The organism is Acinetobacter sp. 479375 (genome assembly GCF_000581715.1).
GTDB lineage: Bacteria > Pseudomonadota > Gammaproteobacteria > Pseudomonadales > Moraxellaceae > Acinetobacter > Acinetobacter ursingii.
In genome coordinates this window covers 68741-85606 of record NZ_JEZN01000009.1, presented here as the reverse complement: position 1 = coordinate 85606, position 16866 = coordinate 68741, and the positions used below count along the sequence as shown (strand labels likewise).

At 40.0% G+C, this 16866-nt stretch carries 19 protein-coding genes; 10 read left to right on the top strand and 9 right to left on the bottom strand.

Annotated features, from left to right (window positions below; genetic code table 11):
- Positions 1–2 precede the first annotated feature (2 nt).
- Together murG and gshB are read right to left on the bottom strand one after the other, a co-directional pair.
- On the bottom strand, positions 3–1100 hold the full coding sequence (gene murG / locus J500_RS09610; protein ID WP_004985882.1) for an undecaprenyldiphospho-muramoylpentapeptide beta-N-acetylglucosaminyltransferase: 1098 nt from the start codon (positions 1098–1100) through the stop codon (positions 3–5).
- A 247-nt stretch (positions 1101–1347) separates the two neighbouring features.
- Entirely contained in the window at positions 1348–2286 is a 939-nt protein-coding gene (gene gshB / locus J500_RS09600; RefSeq protein ID WP_004985886.1) for a glutathione synthase, read from the bottom strand.
- A 797-nt stretch (positions 2287–3083) separates the two neighbouring features.
- Between gshB and J500_RS09595 the strand changes: the two genes are divergently transcribed.
- Both J500_RS09595 and J500_RS09590 read left to right on the top strand, forming a co-directional pair.
- On the top strand, positions 3084–3299 hold the full coding sequence (locus tag J500_RS09595) for a cold-shock protein (protein ID WP_004985890.1): 216 nt from the start codon (positions 3084–3086) through the stop codon (positions 3297–3299).
- Positions 3300–3403: 104 nt separating this feature from the next.
- Positions 3404–3637 (top strand): hypothetical protein, encoded by a 234-nt coding sequence (locus tag J500_RS09590; protein ID WP_004985891.1) that lies wholly within the window; start codon positions 3404–3406, stop codon positions 3635–3637.
- A 131-nt stretch (positions 3638–3768) separates the two neighbouring features.
- Here J500_RS09590 and pyrE read toward each other — a convergent pair whose 3' ends face one another.
- Positions 3769–4419, bottom strand: a complete 651-nt coding sequence (gene pyrE / locus J500_RS09585) for an orotate phosphoribosyltransferase (protein WP_004985893.1) — start codon at positions 4417–4419, stop codon at positions 3769–3771.
- A 38-nt stretch (positions 4420–4457) separates the two neighbouring features.
- Here pyrE and J500_RS09580 point away from each other — a divergent pair, with 38 nt between their 5' ends.
- Both J500_RS09580 and J500_RS09575 read left to right on the top strand, forming a co-directional pair.
- Positions 4458–5279 carry an exodeoxyribonuclease III gene (locus tag J500_RS09580; RefSeq protein ID WP_004985895.1) on the top strand — a complete coding sequence of 274 codons (822 nt, stop codon included), beginning with the start codon at positions 4458–4460 and terminating at the stop codon, positions 5277–5279.
- Between the two features lie 465 nt (positions 5280–5744).
- Entirely contained in the window at positions 5745–6098 is a 354-nt protein-coding gene (locus tag J500_RS09575) for an arsenate reductase (protein WP_010588674.1), read from the top strand.
- A gap of 63 nt (positions 6099–6161) precedes the next feature.
- Here the strand turns inward: J500_RS09575 and J500_RS09570 are convergent, their stop codons facing one another.
- On the bottom strand, positions 6162–6599 hold the full coding sequence (locus J500_RS09570; protein ID WP_004985898.1) for a DUF2147 domain-containing protein: 438 nt from the start codon (positions 6597–6599) through the stop codon (positions 6162–6164).
- A gap of 156 nt (positions 6600–6755) precedes the next feature.
- On the opposite strand from J500_RS09570, the gene J500_RS09565 reads away from it, so the two are divergent.
- Positions 6756–7667, top strand: coding sequence for an alpha/beta hydrolase (locus J500_RS09565; RefSeq protein WP_026039892.1), 912 nt, complete (start codon positions 6756–6758; stop codon positions 7665–7667).
- A 303-nt stretch (positions 7668–7970) separates the two neighbouring features.
- On the top strand, positions 7971–9143 hold the full coding sequence (locus J500_RS09560; protein WP_004985904.1) for a GGDEF domain-containing protein: 1173 nt from the start codon (positions 7971–7973) through the stop codon (positions 9141–9143).
- Between the two features lie 3 nt (positions 9144–9146).
- Here the strand turns inward: J500_RS09560 and J500_RS09555 are convergent, their stop codons facing one another.
- The 5 genes from J500_RS09555 to J500_RS09535 all read right to left on the bottom strand — a co-directional run bounded on the left by J500_RS09555 (position 9147) and on the right by J500_RS09535 (position 13613).
- Positions 9147–9839 carry a glutathione S-transferase family protein gene (locus tag J500_RS09555; protein ID WP_004985907.1) on the bottom strand — a complete coding sequence of 231 codons (693 nt, stop codon included), beginning with the start codon at positions 9837–9839 and terminating at the stop codon, positions 9147–9149.
- Positions 9839–11722: a protein-disulfide reductase DsbD gene (gene dsbD, locus J500_RS09550; RefSeq protein ID WP_004985910.1), complete on the bottom strand. Its 1884-nt coding sequence runs from the start codon at positions 11720–11722 to the stop codon at positions 9839–9841. Before dsbD ends, J500_RS09555 begins: the two co-directional genes overlap by 1 nt.
- Positions 11723–11751: 29 nt before the next feature.
- Positions 11752–12519: a transporter gene (locus J500_RS09545; protein WP_004985912.1), complete on the bottom strand. Its 768-nt coding sequence runs from the start codon at positions 12517–12519 to the stop codon at positions 11752–11754.
- Positions 12520–12577: 58 nt separating this feature from the next.
- Complete coding sequence (locus J500_RS09540) at positions 12578–13114, bottom strand: ankyrin repeat domain-containing protein (RefSeq protein ID WP_004985915.1); 537 nt, start codon at positions 13112–13114, stop codon at positions 12578–12580.
- A 148-nt stretch (positions 13115–13262) separates the two neighbouring features.
- Positions 13263–13613 (bottom strand): HPF/RaiA family ribosome-associated protein, encoded by a 351-nt coding sequence (locus tag J500_RS09535; RefSeq protein WP_004985919.1) that lies wholly within the window; start codon positions 13611–13613, stop codon positions 13263–13265.
- A gap of 253 nt (positions 13614–13866) precedes the next feature.
- Here J500_RS09535 and puuE point away from each other — a divergent pair, with 253 nt between their 5' ends.
- The 4 genes from puuE to J500_RS09515 all read left to right on the top strand — a co-directional run bounded on the left by puuE (position 13867) and on the right by J500_RS09515 (position 16852).
- Positions 13867–14835, top strand: a complete 969-nt coding sequence (puuE, locus tag J500_RS09530) for an allantoinase PuuE (RefSeq protein WP_004985921.1) — start codon at positions 13867–13869, stop codon at positions 14833–14835.
- Positions 14836–14973: 138 nt separating this feature from the next.
- The gene (uraD, locus tag J500_RS09525) at positions 14974–15477 is read left to right on the top strand and encodes a 2-oxo-4-hydroxy-4-carboxy-5-ureidoimidazoline decarboxylase (protein WP_171063245.1); all 504 of its coding nucleotides are present in this window, start codon (positions 14974–14976) and stop codon (positions 15475–15477) included.
- The gene (uraH, locus tag J500_RS09520; RefSeq protein ID WP_004985925.1) at positions 15474–15797 is read left to right on the top strand and encodes a hydroxyisourate hydrolase; all 324 of its coding nucleotides are present in this window, start codon (positions 15474–15476) and stop codon (positions 15795–15797) included. The genes uraD and uraH overlap by 4 nt, the downstream gene beginning before the upstream one ends.
- A 329-nt stretch (positions 15798–16126) precedes the next feature.
- Positions 16127–16852, top strand: a complete 726-nt coding sequence (locus J500_RS09515) for an outer membrane protein OmpK (RefSeq protein WP_004985927.1) — start codon at positions 16127–16129, stop codon at positions 16850–16852.
- The last annotated feature ends 14 nt before the right edge of the window (positions 16853–16866 follow it).

Here is a 16866-nt window from a genome sequence, read left to right as displayed (position 1 = left end):
AATTATAAAGCTTGAATAAGATCAGCGACGGTTTGAGTCGCTTGAGGTTGAGCGTGTTGACGCGCCTTGACTGCCATTTCAGACAATAACTGACGATTCATCAATCCACTCAAAAGAGTATGTAAATATTCTGGGGTCATGGCAGATTGTTGGCAAATCTTTGCCGCGCCAATATCTGCCAGAAATTTAGCATTGGCAGTCTGGTGATCATCTACAGCTATCGGCAGCGGTACAAAAACAGCCGCCACACCTGCGGTCGCGACCTCAGTCACGGTCAAAGCCCCTGCACGGCAAATGATTAAATCTGCTTCACTATAGGCTTTTGCCATATCTTCAATAAACGGCATGACCTTCGCAGTTAAATGTGCGGGTGCATTCGCATAACGTGCTGTGGTTTCATCGAGCTGTTTTTGACCACATTGATGAAACACATTCAGCGGCATATCTAATTTTTTTAAGGCTTCTGGCAACCGTTCATTTAAGGCTTGCGCACCCAATGACCCACCCACAATGAGAATATTTAAGGGCTGATTGTCTTGCGCTCGGATGTCATAACGCCATTTTGGGCTGAGGATTTCTGCAATTTCTTTACGTACTGGATTGCCCGTGGTGACCACTTTTTCACTGGCAGTAAAAGTGTTTGCAAAGGCCTCACAGACTTTGCTGGCAATACGCGATAGTTGTGAATTGGTAAAACCAGCCACGGCATTTTGCTCATGGATCAAGATAGGAATCCCCAAAATACGCGCTGCCAAACCACCTGGCCCGGCCACATAACCGCCAAAGCCTGCGACTGCATCGATTTTGAGTTGTTTCATATAGCGCATCGCGCTCAAGGTAGCTTTTAAAATTTTAAACGGAGCCAATAATTTGCGTACAGCACCATTACCGCGTACACCTTGGATATCAATTTGATAAAGCGGAATATTTTGATCTTTGAGTAATCGGTTTTCCATGCCTGCTGGTGTGGCGAGCCAAGAAACCTGACAACCTTGTTGTTGTAGTTCTTTGGCCACGGCCAATGCAGGAAATACATGACCGCCCGTACCGGCCGCCATCATCATGACATGTTTAGGTGTGTGCTGTGGTGAATCGGTCACGGTGTAATTCTTCAACTCAAAAGAAAATAGGGAAATCACATCTATTATTTTAGCGATCCATTTTAATCCTAAAGCAAGCAGAACGGAAAGCAAATTTCACGTGTTTGCAACATAAAGCGCTGCTTTTTTGCCTTATTTTCATTTTGAGGATGTGGCAAATGAGAATAAATATAAATTGATGAATTTTTTAGGACAGCATGGATGATATTCGAAAGCTGATGTCGAATATCATCTTGATTTTGGGGGATTAACAACCTGTTTCTAGCACATCAAATAAGGTATCTGCAATCGATGTGCCATATTGCGCATCAATCTCACGGATACAGGTTGGACTGGTGACATTAATTTCAGTGACATAATTGCCAATCACATCTAACCCGACAAATACCAAGCCCTTTTCACGTAGGAATGGTCCGACTTTGGCAGCAATCATTTTGTCATTTTCAGTGAGTGGGCGTGCTTCACCCAAACCGCCTGCTGCCAAGTTCCCGCGCACTTCACCATTTTGAGGAATACGTGCCAAGCAATATGAAATCGGTTCGCCATTGACCATCAAGATGCGTTTATCGCCATCGACGATTTCTGGAATATAACGCTGCGCCACGATGGGACGTGTGCCCATTTCGGTCAACATTTCCAGTGTCGAACCAATATTCACACCATCTTGGTACAAACGAAAAATGCCCATACCGCCCATGCCATCCAGCGGTTTTACAATCACATCACCATGTGTTTTGATAAATTCACGAATCAGGCTTTGTTGAGACGTGACCAAAGTGGGTACTTGTAACTCTGGAAACTGCGTAGCAAATAGCTTTTCGTTACAGTCGCGCAAGGATTGCGGTTTATTAATAATCCATGCGCCTTCACGTTCTGCTTGTTCTAAAATATAAGTGGTATACACAAAGTTCATGTCGAATGGTGGGTCTTTACGCATTAAGACCACATCGTAATCAGCCAATGATTCTTTGAGCTTCTCACCTAATTCGTAATAATGGTTGTAATCTTCAAATACTTGAAGTGGTGAGATTAGACCAAAGGCTTTGCCTTGATCGATATATAAATCGTGCTGTAATGCATAGCCCAATTCATGTCCGCGACGGCTGGCTGCCCATAACATGGCCATCGTAGAATCTTTCTTGAGATTCACTGTTTCAATTGGGTCCATCACGACAAGTACACGCATCACCAGCTCACTCTTTATTTTCAATTGGACTGATTATAAACGAGCTTTGCGCGTGACGTTTAGTATTTGAGTGAATAAGTAGAGCATGCTTTAGTGCATACTGGAAATAAGACGAGCACTTTATCCAACATAGGCATCAACAGATCACACTATGGGTAGCAGCAACTGCAAAATGCATCTTCTAAAACTGGGCATTTTATTTTGGAGAAATCTGATATGTCTATTTGGGACTTATATGCGGAGTTCGTCACCGATGGACTATAATATAAATAGAAGCGTTGCCTTAAATTCAATATTGCTAAATTAGACATTACCAAACAATGACTTGACGAAAGCAAAATCAAAACAACTGCGATTTAATAAACATACCCTTGCATTAGACTTCTTTTATTATTGTTTAAACCCTATTTATTTTCTCCTATAAAGAGAAATAAAAGGCACTGATGAAAGATGGACTGATTCACTGAATTAAAAAAATCATTTGAGCAGTTTAAATGGGTTGAGTAGAAATCACCCTTTAAAATAAAAACATAGTATTGAATTAAATTATTTTTTATAAAAAATTGATTATTTATAAAAAAAATAAATATATATATTTAAAAACTTGATTATTTCTATTTTTAGTGTATAGTCAGCTTAACTAGAAAAAAAGTCTTGTTTCGGTAGATCTTCCTTAAGTATCGCAGTTTTAGTCATAATCCTTCGTTGTTTAGATTTTAAGTCTCATTCTTTATTATTTCGAAGTTATAATCGGTCAATAAAACGACTCAATTTTTTTTAAATTAGTAGGATATATTATGTCAAACTCAGCTATTGTTAAAGGTACTGTGAAGTGGTTTAACGAAACTAAAGGTTTTGGTTTTATTCAACAAGAATCAGGTCCAGACGTTTTTGCCCATTTCAGCGAAATCGCCAGTTCAGGTTTTAAAACCTTAGTTGAAGGTCAGCAAGTTGAATTCAGTATAGCTCAAGGTCAAAAAGGACCGACTGCTGTAAATATTGTGGCTATCTAAAATATTTATAGCTTCATAGTAAAGTAATAAAAAGTACTTATACGTATTTTTTATTACTTTAACTTCTATTTTCAAAATTAAAAATCTCTAAAAAAGGATATCAATTGTTAAAAATAAATAATTTAATTGCAAAATCTAAAAATGGCACTGAAATTATTGTTTCATTAATTCCCCTCAATAAAATGCAAAATACACGTCAAGGTTTTAAACAAATTGAAGTCGGTAAAAGAGTTTTGCTAGAATCTGGTATCGAAGTTGATTTAAATTTGGATGGTCGTACCTTTTACACCTCTCCAAATCAATTATTTAAATTAGACCAGAAAGTTTCTTACAGATAAAATTAATAAACATCAATCAATAAGTTTTTACCATTTTGATTTCATCATTTTTCAATCATTGTTAACCAAAATTCATGAACTAAACTCAATAAAAAAGGAAGCCCTCGCTTCCTCCCACCAGCATCCAAAAATTAGATGCCATACTTCACACGATAATCTTCCATATTTGCCAAAGCCTCTTTTTCGCCTTTGGCATCCAAAAAGTCCATCAAATCTCTCATGGTAATCAAAGCATGTACAGGGATTTCTAATTCTTTTTGTACTTCTTGAATCGCAGACAAATCACCTTGCCCTCGTTCCTGACGGTCTAAAGCGACCAAAACCCCTGCAATGGTTGCGCCCGCATTTTTTAAAATAGTCACCACTTCACGAATTGCAGTCCCTGCCGTGATCACATCATCAATGATCCAGACTTTTTGACCCGCCACCGCAGCACCGACCAACACACCACCTTCACCATGGTCTTTGGCTTCTTTACGGTTAAAACCCCATGGTACGCTTTTAGCATGCACTTGAGACAATGCCACAGCCGTTGCCGCCACAAATGGAATCCCTTTGTACGCAGGGCCAAAAATCACATCGACATTTTGACATTGTACAAGTTTATCGGCATAGCCTTGAGCCAATAGCGACAATGCTTCACCATCGTTTAACAAACCTGCGTTAAAAAAATACGGACTGACACGTCCTGATTTTAGGGTAAACTCACCAAATTTAAGCACACCGCGTGATAACGCGAGTTCAATAAAGGCTTGCGGGTTAAAAGACGATGGCGTTGTCATAGGTGCTCCAGATTCATCAATTGAGGTCAAACTTGCGCATGATACCAAAGGATCGCTATCCAAGTGATGTAAAAATTCTACGTGTGGTTTCAATTAACGTAAATGGCTTACGTTCATCTGTGACCAAAGGGCTACTTGAATGGCTCGAACAGTCTGAGGCAGACGTGGTGTGTATGCAAGAGAGTCGCATTACCCACGCACAGTGGACTGACAAATTTAAACCAGAGGGTTGGTACACCCACCTGTTTCCTGCCGAACGTGCAGGCTATGCAGGCACCGCAATTTATAGCCGTATTCCATTTAAATCTGTGCAGGATGGATTAGGGTTTGAACTGGCTGACTCACAAGGGCGTTTTATTGCTGCTGAATTTGATTTAGGACTCGATCAATCAGCCTATATCTGCTCACTCTATTTGCCATCGGGTTCTTCTGGTGATGAAGCTCAGGCACGTAAAGATGTGTTTTTAGAGCAATATGCCCATATTTTAAAACAATGGCGTACTGAGAATAAATCGATCATTGTCTGTGGTGACTATAACATCGTGCATAAACGCATCGATATTAAAAACTGGTCAGGCAATCAAAAATCCTCTGGCTGTTTACCCCATGAACGTGCATGGCTCGATCATATCTATGATGATTTAGGTTATGTCGATACATTCCGTGAAGTCCGTCAAGAAGCAGAACTGTACTCTTGGTGGTCAAATCGCGGGCAAGCCCGTGCTAAAAACGTCGGGTGGCGTATTGATTATCATGCCTGCTCACCTGACTGGAAAGAACGCACAGTCAATGCTTGGGTATATAAAGAACAATGGTTTAGCGACCATGCACCTGTGATTATTGACTATAAAATCGGCTAAAAATAAGTACACTTGTACACTCAATTAATGGTTATTACCTACAATTGTTGTGGAAATTGTATATTTTTCTTACAGCCGTTTAAGCGCATTATAGCTGCACGGCACAGGGACATGTCAGGATGACAAAAGGATAGGACGCCGTAGGAAGGAAAATATAACCTAGTTTGGTTATTCAGGGATGTGACAATGGACGTTGGACTGAGACCCGCATGATCAGGATGATTAAATGCGGGTTTTCTCTTTTTTGCATCCAATGCATTATTTATATTTTTTCTTAATTCTTTGATCACCATCATAGCCAAAACATATGTCAATATGATGACATTGGTTCTATTTTACAAGTCTTTGGGTTTTCACATTTTCTGATATTGTTATCTTCAATATTGACCAGCTTCAACACAGACTAGAGCTTTGTGTGTTTTTTGGGTAGGCTATGACGCATTGTCATTGATATAGTTCAAGTATATGTTCAAAATTTATGGAATCAAAAATTGCAACTCCATGAAAAAAGCCTTTGATGCACTGAATGAAAAAGGCTTAAGTTATGAATTTCATGATTATAAAAAGCAAGGTATTGACGCCGAAACACTTAAGGTCTGGCTGGAAAAAATTGGTGCAGACACCCTCTTGAATAAAAAAGGTACGACATGGCGCAAGTTATCTGCCGATGAACAACAAGTTGCGCTTAGCAGTGAAGCGAATTTGATTGAGACATTAATTGCCCATCCAAGCTTGATTAAACGTCCTGTTTTGCAAACCTCTACAGGTTATCTGGTCGGTTTTGATGAAAGCGCTTATCAACAACTTGCCACGTCTTAAAAACTGAAAAAAAAATAGCCGAATCTTAATTCGGCTATTTTAAATCATGTAGCGAAGATTGGATCAGTTAGCACGGATCCAAGTCTGATTACGACCAAGCGCTGAAATGCCGATATAACCACGAATATTCAGTTTTTTACCACCTTCAGCCAACTCACCTTTGAGCTTATAGGTTTTACCGGTTTTAGGATCAAGAATTGATCCACCATCATAGCTTGTACCGCCTGTATTTTTCAGGTTATGTACAATGGTGACGCCTTTAAGTGATTTGTTCTTGTATGGACCTTCACACTTGGTACAAGAATTTTCTTCACCTGGGGTTAATACATTTTGAATCGTCGCAGACAACGTGCCATTTTTTTGCTCAGTGAATTTCACAATCGCTTTTGGCTGTTTCGTTTGATCATCAATCGTCTTCCAAACCGTACCATTCAATGGATCAGCAGCATTTGCCAAAACTGTCGCACCAAGTAATCCAATTGCCAATGCAAATTTTTTCATTTTTGTTTAGTATCCCTAAGTCTTTATTGACCTCTTTAGTATTCAAAACTCACAACAATATTGCAATTTTTGTCTGTGACTAATTAGTGTAGCCTTGTAACTTGTTTAGTTAATTTCGCACGATTTTTAGAATTAGACCTCAACTATGAAAAAATGATGAAGATAAATACCATGTGGAAACAATATATTACCGAAGCTTTTTTAAAAACAGTCATTCGCACCCCAAGCCAGTTCAGTTTACCGCCCAGTACGACCAGAACAGCATTAGACCAACTCTGTCGAATTTTTCCAGTCAATAAAGAAGTACATATCCGTCCGATTCGTTTGGCAGGAATCAAAGCAGAGGAAATCAAACCGCAATCGTCTTCTACTCAACTTATTTTTCATATTCATGGTGGCGCGTTTTTTTTAGGTAGTTTAAACACACATCGCGCTTTTATGACGGATATCGCCGCTCGTACTCAAATGCAGGTGATCCATGTGGATTATCCTCTTGCACCTGAAAGTGGCTTTCCCGATGCTTTAGACGCACTGTATGATATTTATCAGTTGTTATTGGATCAAGGTATCCAAGCCAAAGATATTATTCTGTCCGGCGACTCCTGTGGCGCCAATCTGGCTTTGGCACTTTGTTTACGCCTGAAAGAAAATCAGGATGAACAGCCTAGTGGTTTGATTTTAATGTCGCCATTTTTGGATTTGACCCTGAGCAGCGAGTCATTACGTTTTAATCGAAAACATGATGCTCTACTCTCGATTGAAGCATTAGAAGCAGGTATTGATTATTATCTCGGTAATCGTATTGCGACCGACAATCCCCAAGTTTCTCCATTATTTGATGATTTATCAGGATTACCACCGACATTGGTACAAGTAGGTTCTAAGGAAATTTTACTGGATGATGCCAAGCGTTTTCGCGATCAGGCAAAACAAGCAGGGGTAGATGTAGAATTTAAGCTCTACACAGGGATGTGGCATAATTTTCAAATGTTTAGTGCTTGGTTTGATCAAGCCAAGCACGCTCTAACGGATATTTCTGAATTCGCCCATCAATTAGACAAAGATTAATGTGTAAAACATTTCATTGAATAAGGTCGTTTTATTCAATGAAATGTACTTTTTAAGATCTTATTATTTCAACCAAATGATCAAAATTAACATAATATAAGTCGCCATAAAATACATGAACAATAAAATATCAATATGAATTTTATCAATTTTTTTAGATAAAGATCAATTTTCATACAGATCTAAGTATGTTATCTTAAAATACAAAATCGAAGATACACCCAAAACATCACAATAATTAAAATTTTAACGACTTTAACACGGCACTTCATTTTTCGATGATATTGCCAAAGGTATATGCAAATGAAACAACGACTGATCAAAGCTGTTTTTGAAGATAATGTCGTCATGAACTGGTCGACTGTGCAAAAATGTAGCCTGATTTTAATCTTGGCATGTGGCATGCACCTCACCTGGATTATCTGGAAAATTTATATTCTTTTGCAGCCCCAATACTGGTTCATGATCAACATGTCATTGTTCAACATCAGCTTTTGGGTTGATGTGATTGGATTGGCTCTGTTTGTACTTCTGCTTTTTCCCACCCTTTATTACCGTGATCGGAATTGGGTGCAACGGTTCATCCCATGGTTAAGTATTGGTCTGTTTACCTTAAGCTTGTGCCATGCGAGTTATTTAGTCGGAACACTCAGTCCTGCAACCATGATTGGTTATGTGAGTATTGTTGGGGTAGGTTTGGTTCTTTTTCAGCGCCGTCTAATTTATGTGGCAATGATTCCTGCAAGTATTATGTTGTTCGGCTGTACCTATTTATCGAGTCAGGGTTTGATCCCCTATGCACCACTTTTCCATGTCGTGTCTTCTGGGGAGTCTATATTTATCCAGCCTTTCTGGGTCAATACCATGTTATTTTTTAGTGCTCCAGTGTTTCTGACATGTTTGTTGTTATTTGAAATTTTACTCACCCAATGGCGTAATCGTGAAGAGTATATTGAACGTCTCAGCCAAATTGATCCGTTAACCTGTGTACTCAATCGGCGCAGTATCAATCTTTGCCTGCAAACATTGCATCAGAACTTACTCGACTCGAAATCCTGCTATGCTGTTATTCTGCTCGATCTTGATCATTTTAAACAGGTGAATGACCGTCACGGTCATCACATCGGCGACGAGGTATTGGTCAAAGTTGCCAATTGTCTATCGAGTCATTTACGGCATCAGGATTATATTGGACGCTTCGGCGGAGAGGAATTCATTTTATTGCTGCCCAATACGCCTTTAGCACAAGTACAAAGTGTTGCAGAACGTTGCCGAGTCGCGATTCAAAAATTATCGATTCGCCTGAAAGACCAAAGCGAAATTCGTATCAGTGCAAGCTTCGGCATCGCCATGTCTCAGTTCAACGCCGACCCAAAAGAGATTTTAAAACAAGCAGATCAGGCGTTATATGCAGTCAAAGCGACAGGGCGTAATCAGGTACAATGCTTTTTTGATTTACCCCAACAGATCAGCTAAACATTAACCCCTGATAAATTGTTCGCCATGTTGGCGATATGGTTCCTGATTTTGTACAAATTGACGTTCTGCCTGAGCCTGCATAACCCATGCATTGACCGCAGAATTTGCCAATATATTCTGCATATATTGCTGGCTTTGCTCTGAAACAGGCAAACCATAACTGAGTAAACGCATGACCACAGGCGCATAAAAGGCATCTGCAATGCTAAACTCGCCACATAAAAAACCATTTATTTCAGGTCGCTCTGCCCATATTTCCTCTATACGCGCAACCTCAGCACGTAATGTAGGTAGATCGTTCCAGAGTTTAGTGCCAATAAAGCGTAGATCAGCTTCAATATTCATGCTGCAATATTGTCTTAACGTGGTAAAACTACTGTGCATCTCTGCACTGATGCTACGTGCGCGGGCACGTTGGGTTTTATCAATCGGCCACAAATGTTTTTCAGCAAAACTCTCTGCCAGATATTCACAAATCGCCAAAGAATCCCATACCACCATTTCCTGATCGATCAAGGTTGGCACTTTAGCGGTCGGACTCATGACGGACATGGTTTTTTTAAACTGCCCATCTGCGGCAAAATCATCAAATGCTACCAAATGTTCATCCATAGGCAAATCAAAATGTTTCATGACCAGCCAAGGACGCATCGACCAAGATGAATAGTTTTTATTGCCAATATAAAGTTCCATCAAGGTTGACTCCTTAAATTTTTTAAAGCCTGTAGATGATCGAGCAATTCCGTTTTACTAAAGGCACCCGTCAGACGTAAACGGCGTAATTCCTGTCGTTGCGGATTTAAAAACAGATAAGTTGGTGGCCCTAAAATCTGCCATTGATTCAGCAAAGCTTGATGAGAATGATCATACTGGCTTAAATCCAGTTTAATCAGATAATACGGTTGTAAAGCAGTTTGAACTTCCACATCTTTTAATATGCGATGTTCAATCGGTTGGCAAGCCACACACCAGTCTGCATATACATCAATGATCACGACACGATCATGCGGTGCATGATCCAATAATTGCTGAAACTCAGTTGCCGTATGTGCAACATGCCAAGTATTTTCGCCTTGTTGCTGATCAAGCTGATACCGTTGAAAATGCTGGTACTGATCGAATAGCACCGCAGGAATGGCAAGTATTAATAACACAAGATACAGCCAACGTAACCGATCATGATGTTTGATCAGACGATAGCCTGCATAACCAATAAAACTCAGCCCTAAAAGCAAACTTAAAATTTGTACCACGATAGCTGGCAATAAAGGCCGTATAAAATACAAACTCAGGCCAAGCATGATAAAGGCAAAAATCACCTTGATCTGATGCATCCATTGCCCTGCTTTGGGTAGCACTTTTGCACCTAAAATCGTCGCCAACAGCAAAGGAATACCCATCCCAAAGCCGAGACAGAATAACAATAATGCCCCTTGCCACTGATCTTGCGTTTGTGAAATAAACAGCAAAGTGCCTGCTAGCGGCGCGGTCATACACGGTCCAACCAATAGCGCAGAAACCATCCCCATGACCGCAGCACCGAGCAGCGTTCCACCACGCTGAACCGATTGAATTCGATCCAGATGATTCATGATACGTTGAGGAAGTTTGATCTCAAATAAACCAAATAGATTTAAAGCGAACAGCACAAAGAGCAAACTAAAGGCAATTAAAGTCGCGGGCTGCTGTAACCAGCGCTGAAAATTCAGCCCTGCCGATGATGCAATTAAACCCAAGATTGCATATACCATTGCCATACTACAGACAAAAGTCAGTGCCACCATCCACGCGCGTAGACCTTTACTGTCCCTGACGATGAGTGAGGTTAAAATAGGTAACATGGGCAATGAACACGGCGTAAAAGCCAACAACATACCTAAACCTAAAAATAGCAAAATACCATAGCCTAATGAATGTTGTTCAAGCTTCGAGCTCCAGAATTGATCCTGAGCAACTTGAGTATCTCGATTTGGTTGAGCAAGATTGTTAGGAGCCGTATTGAGTTGTGAGGTTTGAGCAGGTTCAGGAACAGAATCAAGCTGTGAATTTGAGTTTTCTGATGGATTGATGTCCTTTGCTTGATCAAAACTGGATGCTTTGGCGACATCCAAAAAGGTTTTTTTGCTCTGCCCTGTATTTTGGATATTGATCAGACCATCCAAATCCGTCTGAAATTCAATGCTTTGTGGAGGATAACAAATTCGGTCTTTGGCACAGCCTTGCCACGTCACCTGATAAGTTTGCGAGGGCTGAGTTTTAATCTGAAATTGAACCTGTTGATAATAAACCTGACTCTGACCAAAGTTATCATCAAATTGCTCTACAGCCTTCGGCAAATCTAAGGGCAAACGATGGATGCCCTGTTTGACCTCAAATTTATGCTGATATAAATAATAATGTGGCTGAATCGACCAGTGTAAAACTGCTGTTTTTTGATCAAGTGATTCAACAGAAAAAGAAAACGCATCTTCAGGACTCAACAATGCCTCATTTTTGGCATAAAGCTGTGTCGCAACAAAACAAAGTGACAGGATTAAAAAGTAAAAAAAGCCACTGCGACTTTGAAAATGCGTCATTACTTCCTCAACAACTTAGACTCAATCACTTAGAATAGGTAAGAGAAACCAAAACCACCCTTGTAGTTTTTATCATCTCCATTTAAACCGACACCGACACTGGCATCTAGCTGTGCACGATCATTGATAGCATAAATCACCCCTGTTCCCAGACCATACTCATAGTCCTGACTTTCTGCTTTGCGATAGACAAATTCAGAATAGCCTGACCATTTTCCAGTAATCTTATAACCAATCGTTGGAATTGCAGTCACTGCCCAGTCGCTATTTTGCACTTCGTATTTCATGGTAATCGAGGTTTGTAGCAAATCGCTGTATTGATAAGCCACAGCAGAACTTAAACTATAAATATCATCATGTTCTGTAAACTCATCATTGCCTGTTGCAATCAGCGCTTGTGCCAAAATTGCCATTGAAAGACGATCATCATCCAGATCGATGGCTTTTTTCAAACCTATACTGATATCCCCCAAGCCATTGTCATGGACTTTTTTACCATCGCGCTTGGTCTGATACCATGCTGGTCCTTGCCAACCTAACTGTAATTCTAAATCTTTGGTTAGACCTGTGCGTAATAACATATCTTCATTCAAAGTGACGGTTTTTTCTTTGACACCATCCACCGTCGTTTCGTTATAAGTCGCCGTCGGTAAACCTTGTTCCCACGCTAAGTGACCCACAGGGGTAATCCCTGTACCAAAACCTGAACCAGGACGATCAAAGGAAAAATCAGCAGCAAATGTAGGTACAGTTGCCCCCGCAGCCAAAATAAAAGTTAGTGTTTTAAACATGTTCATGGGTACACTCAAAATTCAGTTCATTTTTTAATTCATCTGATTTTTTACAAGATCAGATTTATTCTTTAGACATTTTTGCACCGCGACTGCGCAGTAGCTCAAGTGTCTGTTTCTCTTCTGGCAATGCTTCTGCCCAATTTATTTGATCAAACTCACAATCAAAAAATAAATCACTCACCGAAGATAAAATGGTAAGCCCTTCATCATCGCGAGTATTTGGATCAACTTTCGCATCGAGTAAGCGCTGCACCACAGGCACGCAGGCAGAGCTTGCGGCATCCCAAAGTGGGCCATACAGTTCTTCCGAATCCCATAGGTGTAAATTGGCTTTGGCTTTAATTAACTCATCCAAAATATCCAAGTGCACTTTTAAGGCTTGTTGTTTTTCTTCTTCGCTTAATGGTTGATTAGCTTCATAGGCTTCACAGACCATTTCCCACCATTTGAATAGACCATCACTAAACACTGAAATCGGTGGGCCTTTCTCAGGGTCAATAAAATTTGGATCAAGACCTGATGCTAACAGGCGCTGTACCTGTTCAAGGTCTAACTCTTCAATGGCCTGAACGAAGGCTTGTTGTTGGGCTGTTAGCATGGAGGATCTCACCACTTGAAAGGGATTTGGCTACTATTATGCCGAAAATCGAGCGCAAATTGATGTTATTTTGAGGTAAATTCATCTCATTTTTCAGATGAGTAGATCACTACTCATAAAAAAAGCCCCGAAGGGCTTGTTTTAGTACTTATTCTTCATCGGCAAATTCGACACGACTACCACGCGATGGTTCTTGTTTTTCAAAGGTGTGTTCCAAACTACGTTTCAGTTTTTCAATCGCACCATGAATGGCCAAATCGATATTGCCCGCTTTATGGCTGACTGCAATGGGTTTTAATCCTGCTGGACGTACTTCGATCATGCACCGAATATCATCTTCGCCATTCTTTTTTTCCCCGTTTTCATCACTCAAATGAACCGAGAAGTGAGTGATGCGTTCAGCATGGCGCTGAAAGGCATTTGCAAGTTCTGCACGAACATATTCAATTAAACGTTCACTATTATGGATGTTTTTATCTGTGCGGATTTCAATATTCATGATTCCATCCTCTTTGTATCAGTATTTCTATATAACAATCTATGCAAAACTTAATTGGCATACTTTGAGCATGCTGTAATTCAGTGTTGTTGTACATCTCAGTTATGTAATTGGTTGTTATCTCCTTTTACGCTTTATAAGTATTTTGAGTGAATGAAGATCTTCTCTATCTTCAATATCTGTCTATACTCAGAAATATGCAAGCTGATTTTTTAACTTTTCATGACATTTTGATCAAAAAGGATGCATCATTGTGAGTTCTTCATATTTACGCGGCCAAGATCTGATCGATCAGATCCAGAGTGCACCATATTCACGCGATTTGATTGGTTATCACGGTCAGCCGCCGCAGGTCGAGTGGCCCAATCAAGCACGTGTTGCTGTGCAGTTTGTATTAAATTATGAAGAAGGCGGCGAAAATCACATCGAACATGGTGACTTGGGTTCAGAGCAATTTTTGTCGGATATTATTGGCGCAGCCAGTTTTCCCGCCAAACATATGTCAATGGATTCGATGTATGAGTATGGCTCACGTGCAGGCTTTTGGCGTATTCATAATGAGTTTCAACGTCGTGGCTTACCCATGACGATTTTTGGGGTAGGAATGGCATTAGCTCGTAATCCCTATATTGTGGAGGCCATTAAATCTGCCAATTATGATGTAGTGTCTCATGGTCAGCGCTGGATCCATTATCAGGATATGGATATTGAAACAGAGCGCATGTATATGGATCAGGCGATTTCAGTACTTGAAGCCTTGTTTGGAGAAACTCCAATCGGTTGGTACACCGGACGCGATAGCCCGAATACTCGTCAACTTTTAGCCGAGTTTCCACAAATTAAATACGACTGCGACTACTATGGCGATGATTTACCCTTTTGGACAACGCTCACCAATATCGATGGTGAAACACGTCCTCATTTGATTATTCCTTACACCCTTGAATCCAATGATATGAAATTTTGCTCTCCGGGCGGTTTTAATAGCGGGGAACAATTTTATCAATACTTAAAAGACGCATTTGATGTACTTTATGCCGAAGGTGAAAGTGCACCAAAAATGATCTCCATCGGTATGCATTGCCGTCTTTTAGGGCGCCCAGGTCGTTTTAAGGCTTTGCAACGCTTTTTAGATTACATACAATCACACGATAAAGTCTGGATTTGTCGTCGTAATGATGTTGCCCAACACTGGTATCAACATCACCCATATGCAGGCTAGTTTTTTAAATTTTCACTTGTTGAAAGTTAAAATAAATGAATAGATATCTACATTATTTGATTTTGTAGATATCTATTTCTCTGGCATTGTAATTGCTCGATTTGTTTTATCTTTTGCTTTAAATACTGGATGAATATGGTGCATTTTTCCGAATTTAACCATGCCGCAGCCCATCAAGTAACGCCCTTATTGAGTGCATGTGTACATATTCCTTCTTGGATCGACACTTTGAGCCAGCAACGGCCATATGCCTCTGCGCAAAACCTTATGGATCTTGCTGCGCAACAAAGTCAAAACTGGACATGGACTGAAATTGAAACCGCATTGGCAACCCATCCACGTATTGGTGAAAAAAAAGCCAAAGTTGAATTGACGGAACAGGAAGCAAATTTTTCGGATCGTGAACAGTCTGGGGTCAAACAAGATGAATACACCCAACGCGCACTTTTCGAAGGCAATGTTGCTTACGAACAAAAATTTGGCTTTATCTTTTTGATTAAAGCGGCAGGACTGAGCAGTGAGCAAATTCTCTGTGCATTACAGCAACGTTTACAGCATGATCTGGAAACTGAGAAAAAAATTGTTCATGAACAACTGGCTGCCATCGCATTATTACGCTTGAGTCAAGGAATACAAGCATGATTAGTACCCATATTTTAGATACACATTTAGGCAAACCCGCCCCTCAGGTCGAAGTCCGTCTGTATGATGCCAAAACCCGTAATTTATTAGGCAATGGATATACCAATGATGATGGTCGCCTAAAAGATTTCGGCTTGGAAGAGTTACAAAGTGGCGCCTATTTACTCGAATACGATATTGCACCTTATTTTGCCAAACACGATTTAAAAACCTTTTTCCCACAGGTCACTATTCAATTTTTTATTGAAAATGCAGATGAGCACTATCATGTGCCTTTGTTGATTAGTCCATTTGCCTATTCAACCTATCGTGGCAGTTAACGCTATTTTGAGTTGAGAGAGTCTTTTTAAAATTCTTTCAACTCAAGCTTGATCGGATTGATCAGATCGATGGTTATCTGCATAAAATGAAATCAATCCAATTTAAATCTTTCACACAGCGCTACTACTCTTAGACTTCGAGACTTCTTTGATCAATTCCTTTTCTCCCTATGGAAAAAAAGAGGGTTTAAACCATGATGAAAGAAGTCTATTTTCCCCCAATTTATAACAAATAATTAAGTAATTTTTAACCTTTGATCAAATTTGACTTTATTTTTAGCAAAGAGCCTGTATGCTTTACTCGCTTTTTATCTGGGGAGATATTTGCGATGAAATTTCAATTTGGGGTACTTGCAGCCACACTCTTATCCGTTACCAGCATGGTTCAAGCGAAACCAGTCTGGCAAGATTTTAGTATCACGGGTTTATATGGTGAAAATTACGAAGTTGTGGATAAAGAAGAAACAACGGTTACTTTAGAATACGCCGCTAAAGTTAAATACGCGGATGTTTTCTTTTTCATGGATCGCATGCGCGGCGGTGATGATCATAAAGTCACGTATTTCGAGCTTTCACCACGTTTTAGTTTGAGTGAAATCTCAGGACAATCACTGTCTTATGGTCCGATTAAGGATGTCTTGATTTCAACCACTTGGGAAAGCAATAACGACGACTTTAGTAGTTTCGATAACTTCCTTTACGGTTTTGCAGTCGATTTAAATGTCCCGTATTTTCAGTATTTCAATTTGAACTTTTATCGTGCAAATAACGAAAATACGGATGATGACTACCAAATGACCGCAGCCTATGCATTGCCATTTAAAGTTTCATCAGAAGAATTTTTAGTCGATGGTTTTCTGGACTGGTCAACCGCAGAAGGTGATCACGCTAGCGAACTGAACTGGACGACACAATATAAATGGAATCTGGGTAAACATATTTCACCAGATACCCGCTTATATCTTGGTGTTGAGCATTCGGTCTGGAACAACAAATTTGGTATGAAAGGTCGTGATGAACACAATGTCAGCGCCCTGATTAAATATCATTTTTAAAAACTGGCTGATCG

Excerpts from the sequence above, each read along its gene's own strand:
- gshB (WP_004985886.1), bottom strand. The coding sequence starts at position 2,286 with ATGCGTGTACTTGTCGTGATGGACCCAATTGAAACAGTGAATCTCAAG.
- J500_RS09595 (WP_004985890.1), top strand. The coding sequence starts at position 3,084 with ATGTCAAACTCAGCTATTGTTAAAGGTACTGTGAAGTGGTTTAACGAA.
- pyrE (WP_004985893.1), bottom strand. The coding sequence starts at position 4,419 with ATGACAACGCCATCGTCTTTTAACCCGCAAGCCTTTATTGAACTCGCG.
- J500_RS09580 (WP_004985895.1), top strand. The coding sequence starts at position 4,458 with ATGATACCAAAGGATCGCTATCCAAGTGATGTAAAAATTCTACGTGTG.
- J500_RS09575 (WP_010588674.1), top strand. The coding sequence starts at position 5,745 with ATGTTCAAAATTTATGGAATCAAAAATTGCAACTCCATGAAAAAAGCC.
- J500_RS09570 (WP_004985898.1), bottom strand. The coding sequence starts at position 6,599 with ATGAAAAAATTTGCATTGGCAATTGGATTACTTGGTGCGACAGTTTTG.
- J500_RS09565 (WP_026039892.1), top strand. The coding sequence starts at position 6,756 with ATGAAGATAAATACCATGTGGAAACAATATATTACCGAAGCTTTTTTA.
- J500_RS09560 (WP_004985904.1), top strand. The coding sequence starts at position 7,971 with ATGAAACAACGACTGATCAAAGCTGTTTTTGAAGATAATGTCGTCATG.
- J500_RS09555 (WP_004985907.1), bottom strand. The coding sequence starts at position 9,839 with ATGGAACTTTATATTGGCAATAAAAACTATTCATCTTGGTCGATGCGT.
- dsbD (WP_004985910.1), bottom strand. The coding sequence starts at position 11,722 with ATGACGCATTTTCAAAGTCGCAGTGGCTTTTTTTACTTTTTAATCCTG.
- J500_RS09545 (WP_004985912.1), bottom strand. The coding sequence starts at position 12,519 with ATGAACATGTTTAAAACACTAACTTTTATTTTGGCTGCGGGGGCAACT.
- J500_RS09540 (WP_004985915.1), bottom strand. The coding sequence starts at position 13,114 with ATGCTAACAGCCCAACAACAAGCCTTCGTTCAGGCCATTGAAGAGTTA.
- J500_RS09535 (WP_004985919.1), bottom strand. The coding sequence starts at position 13,613 with ATGAATATTGAAATCCGCACAGATAAAAACATCCATAATAGTGAACGT.
- uraH (WP_004985925.1), top strand. The coding sequence starts at position 15,474 with ATGATTAGTACCCATATTTTAGATACACATTTAGGCAAACCCGCCCCT.
- J500_RS09515 (WP_004985927.1), top strand. The coding sequence starts at position 16,127 with ATGAAATTTCAATTTGGGGTACTTGCAGCCACACTCTTATCCGTTACC.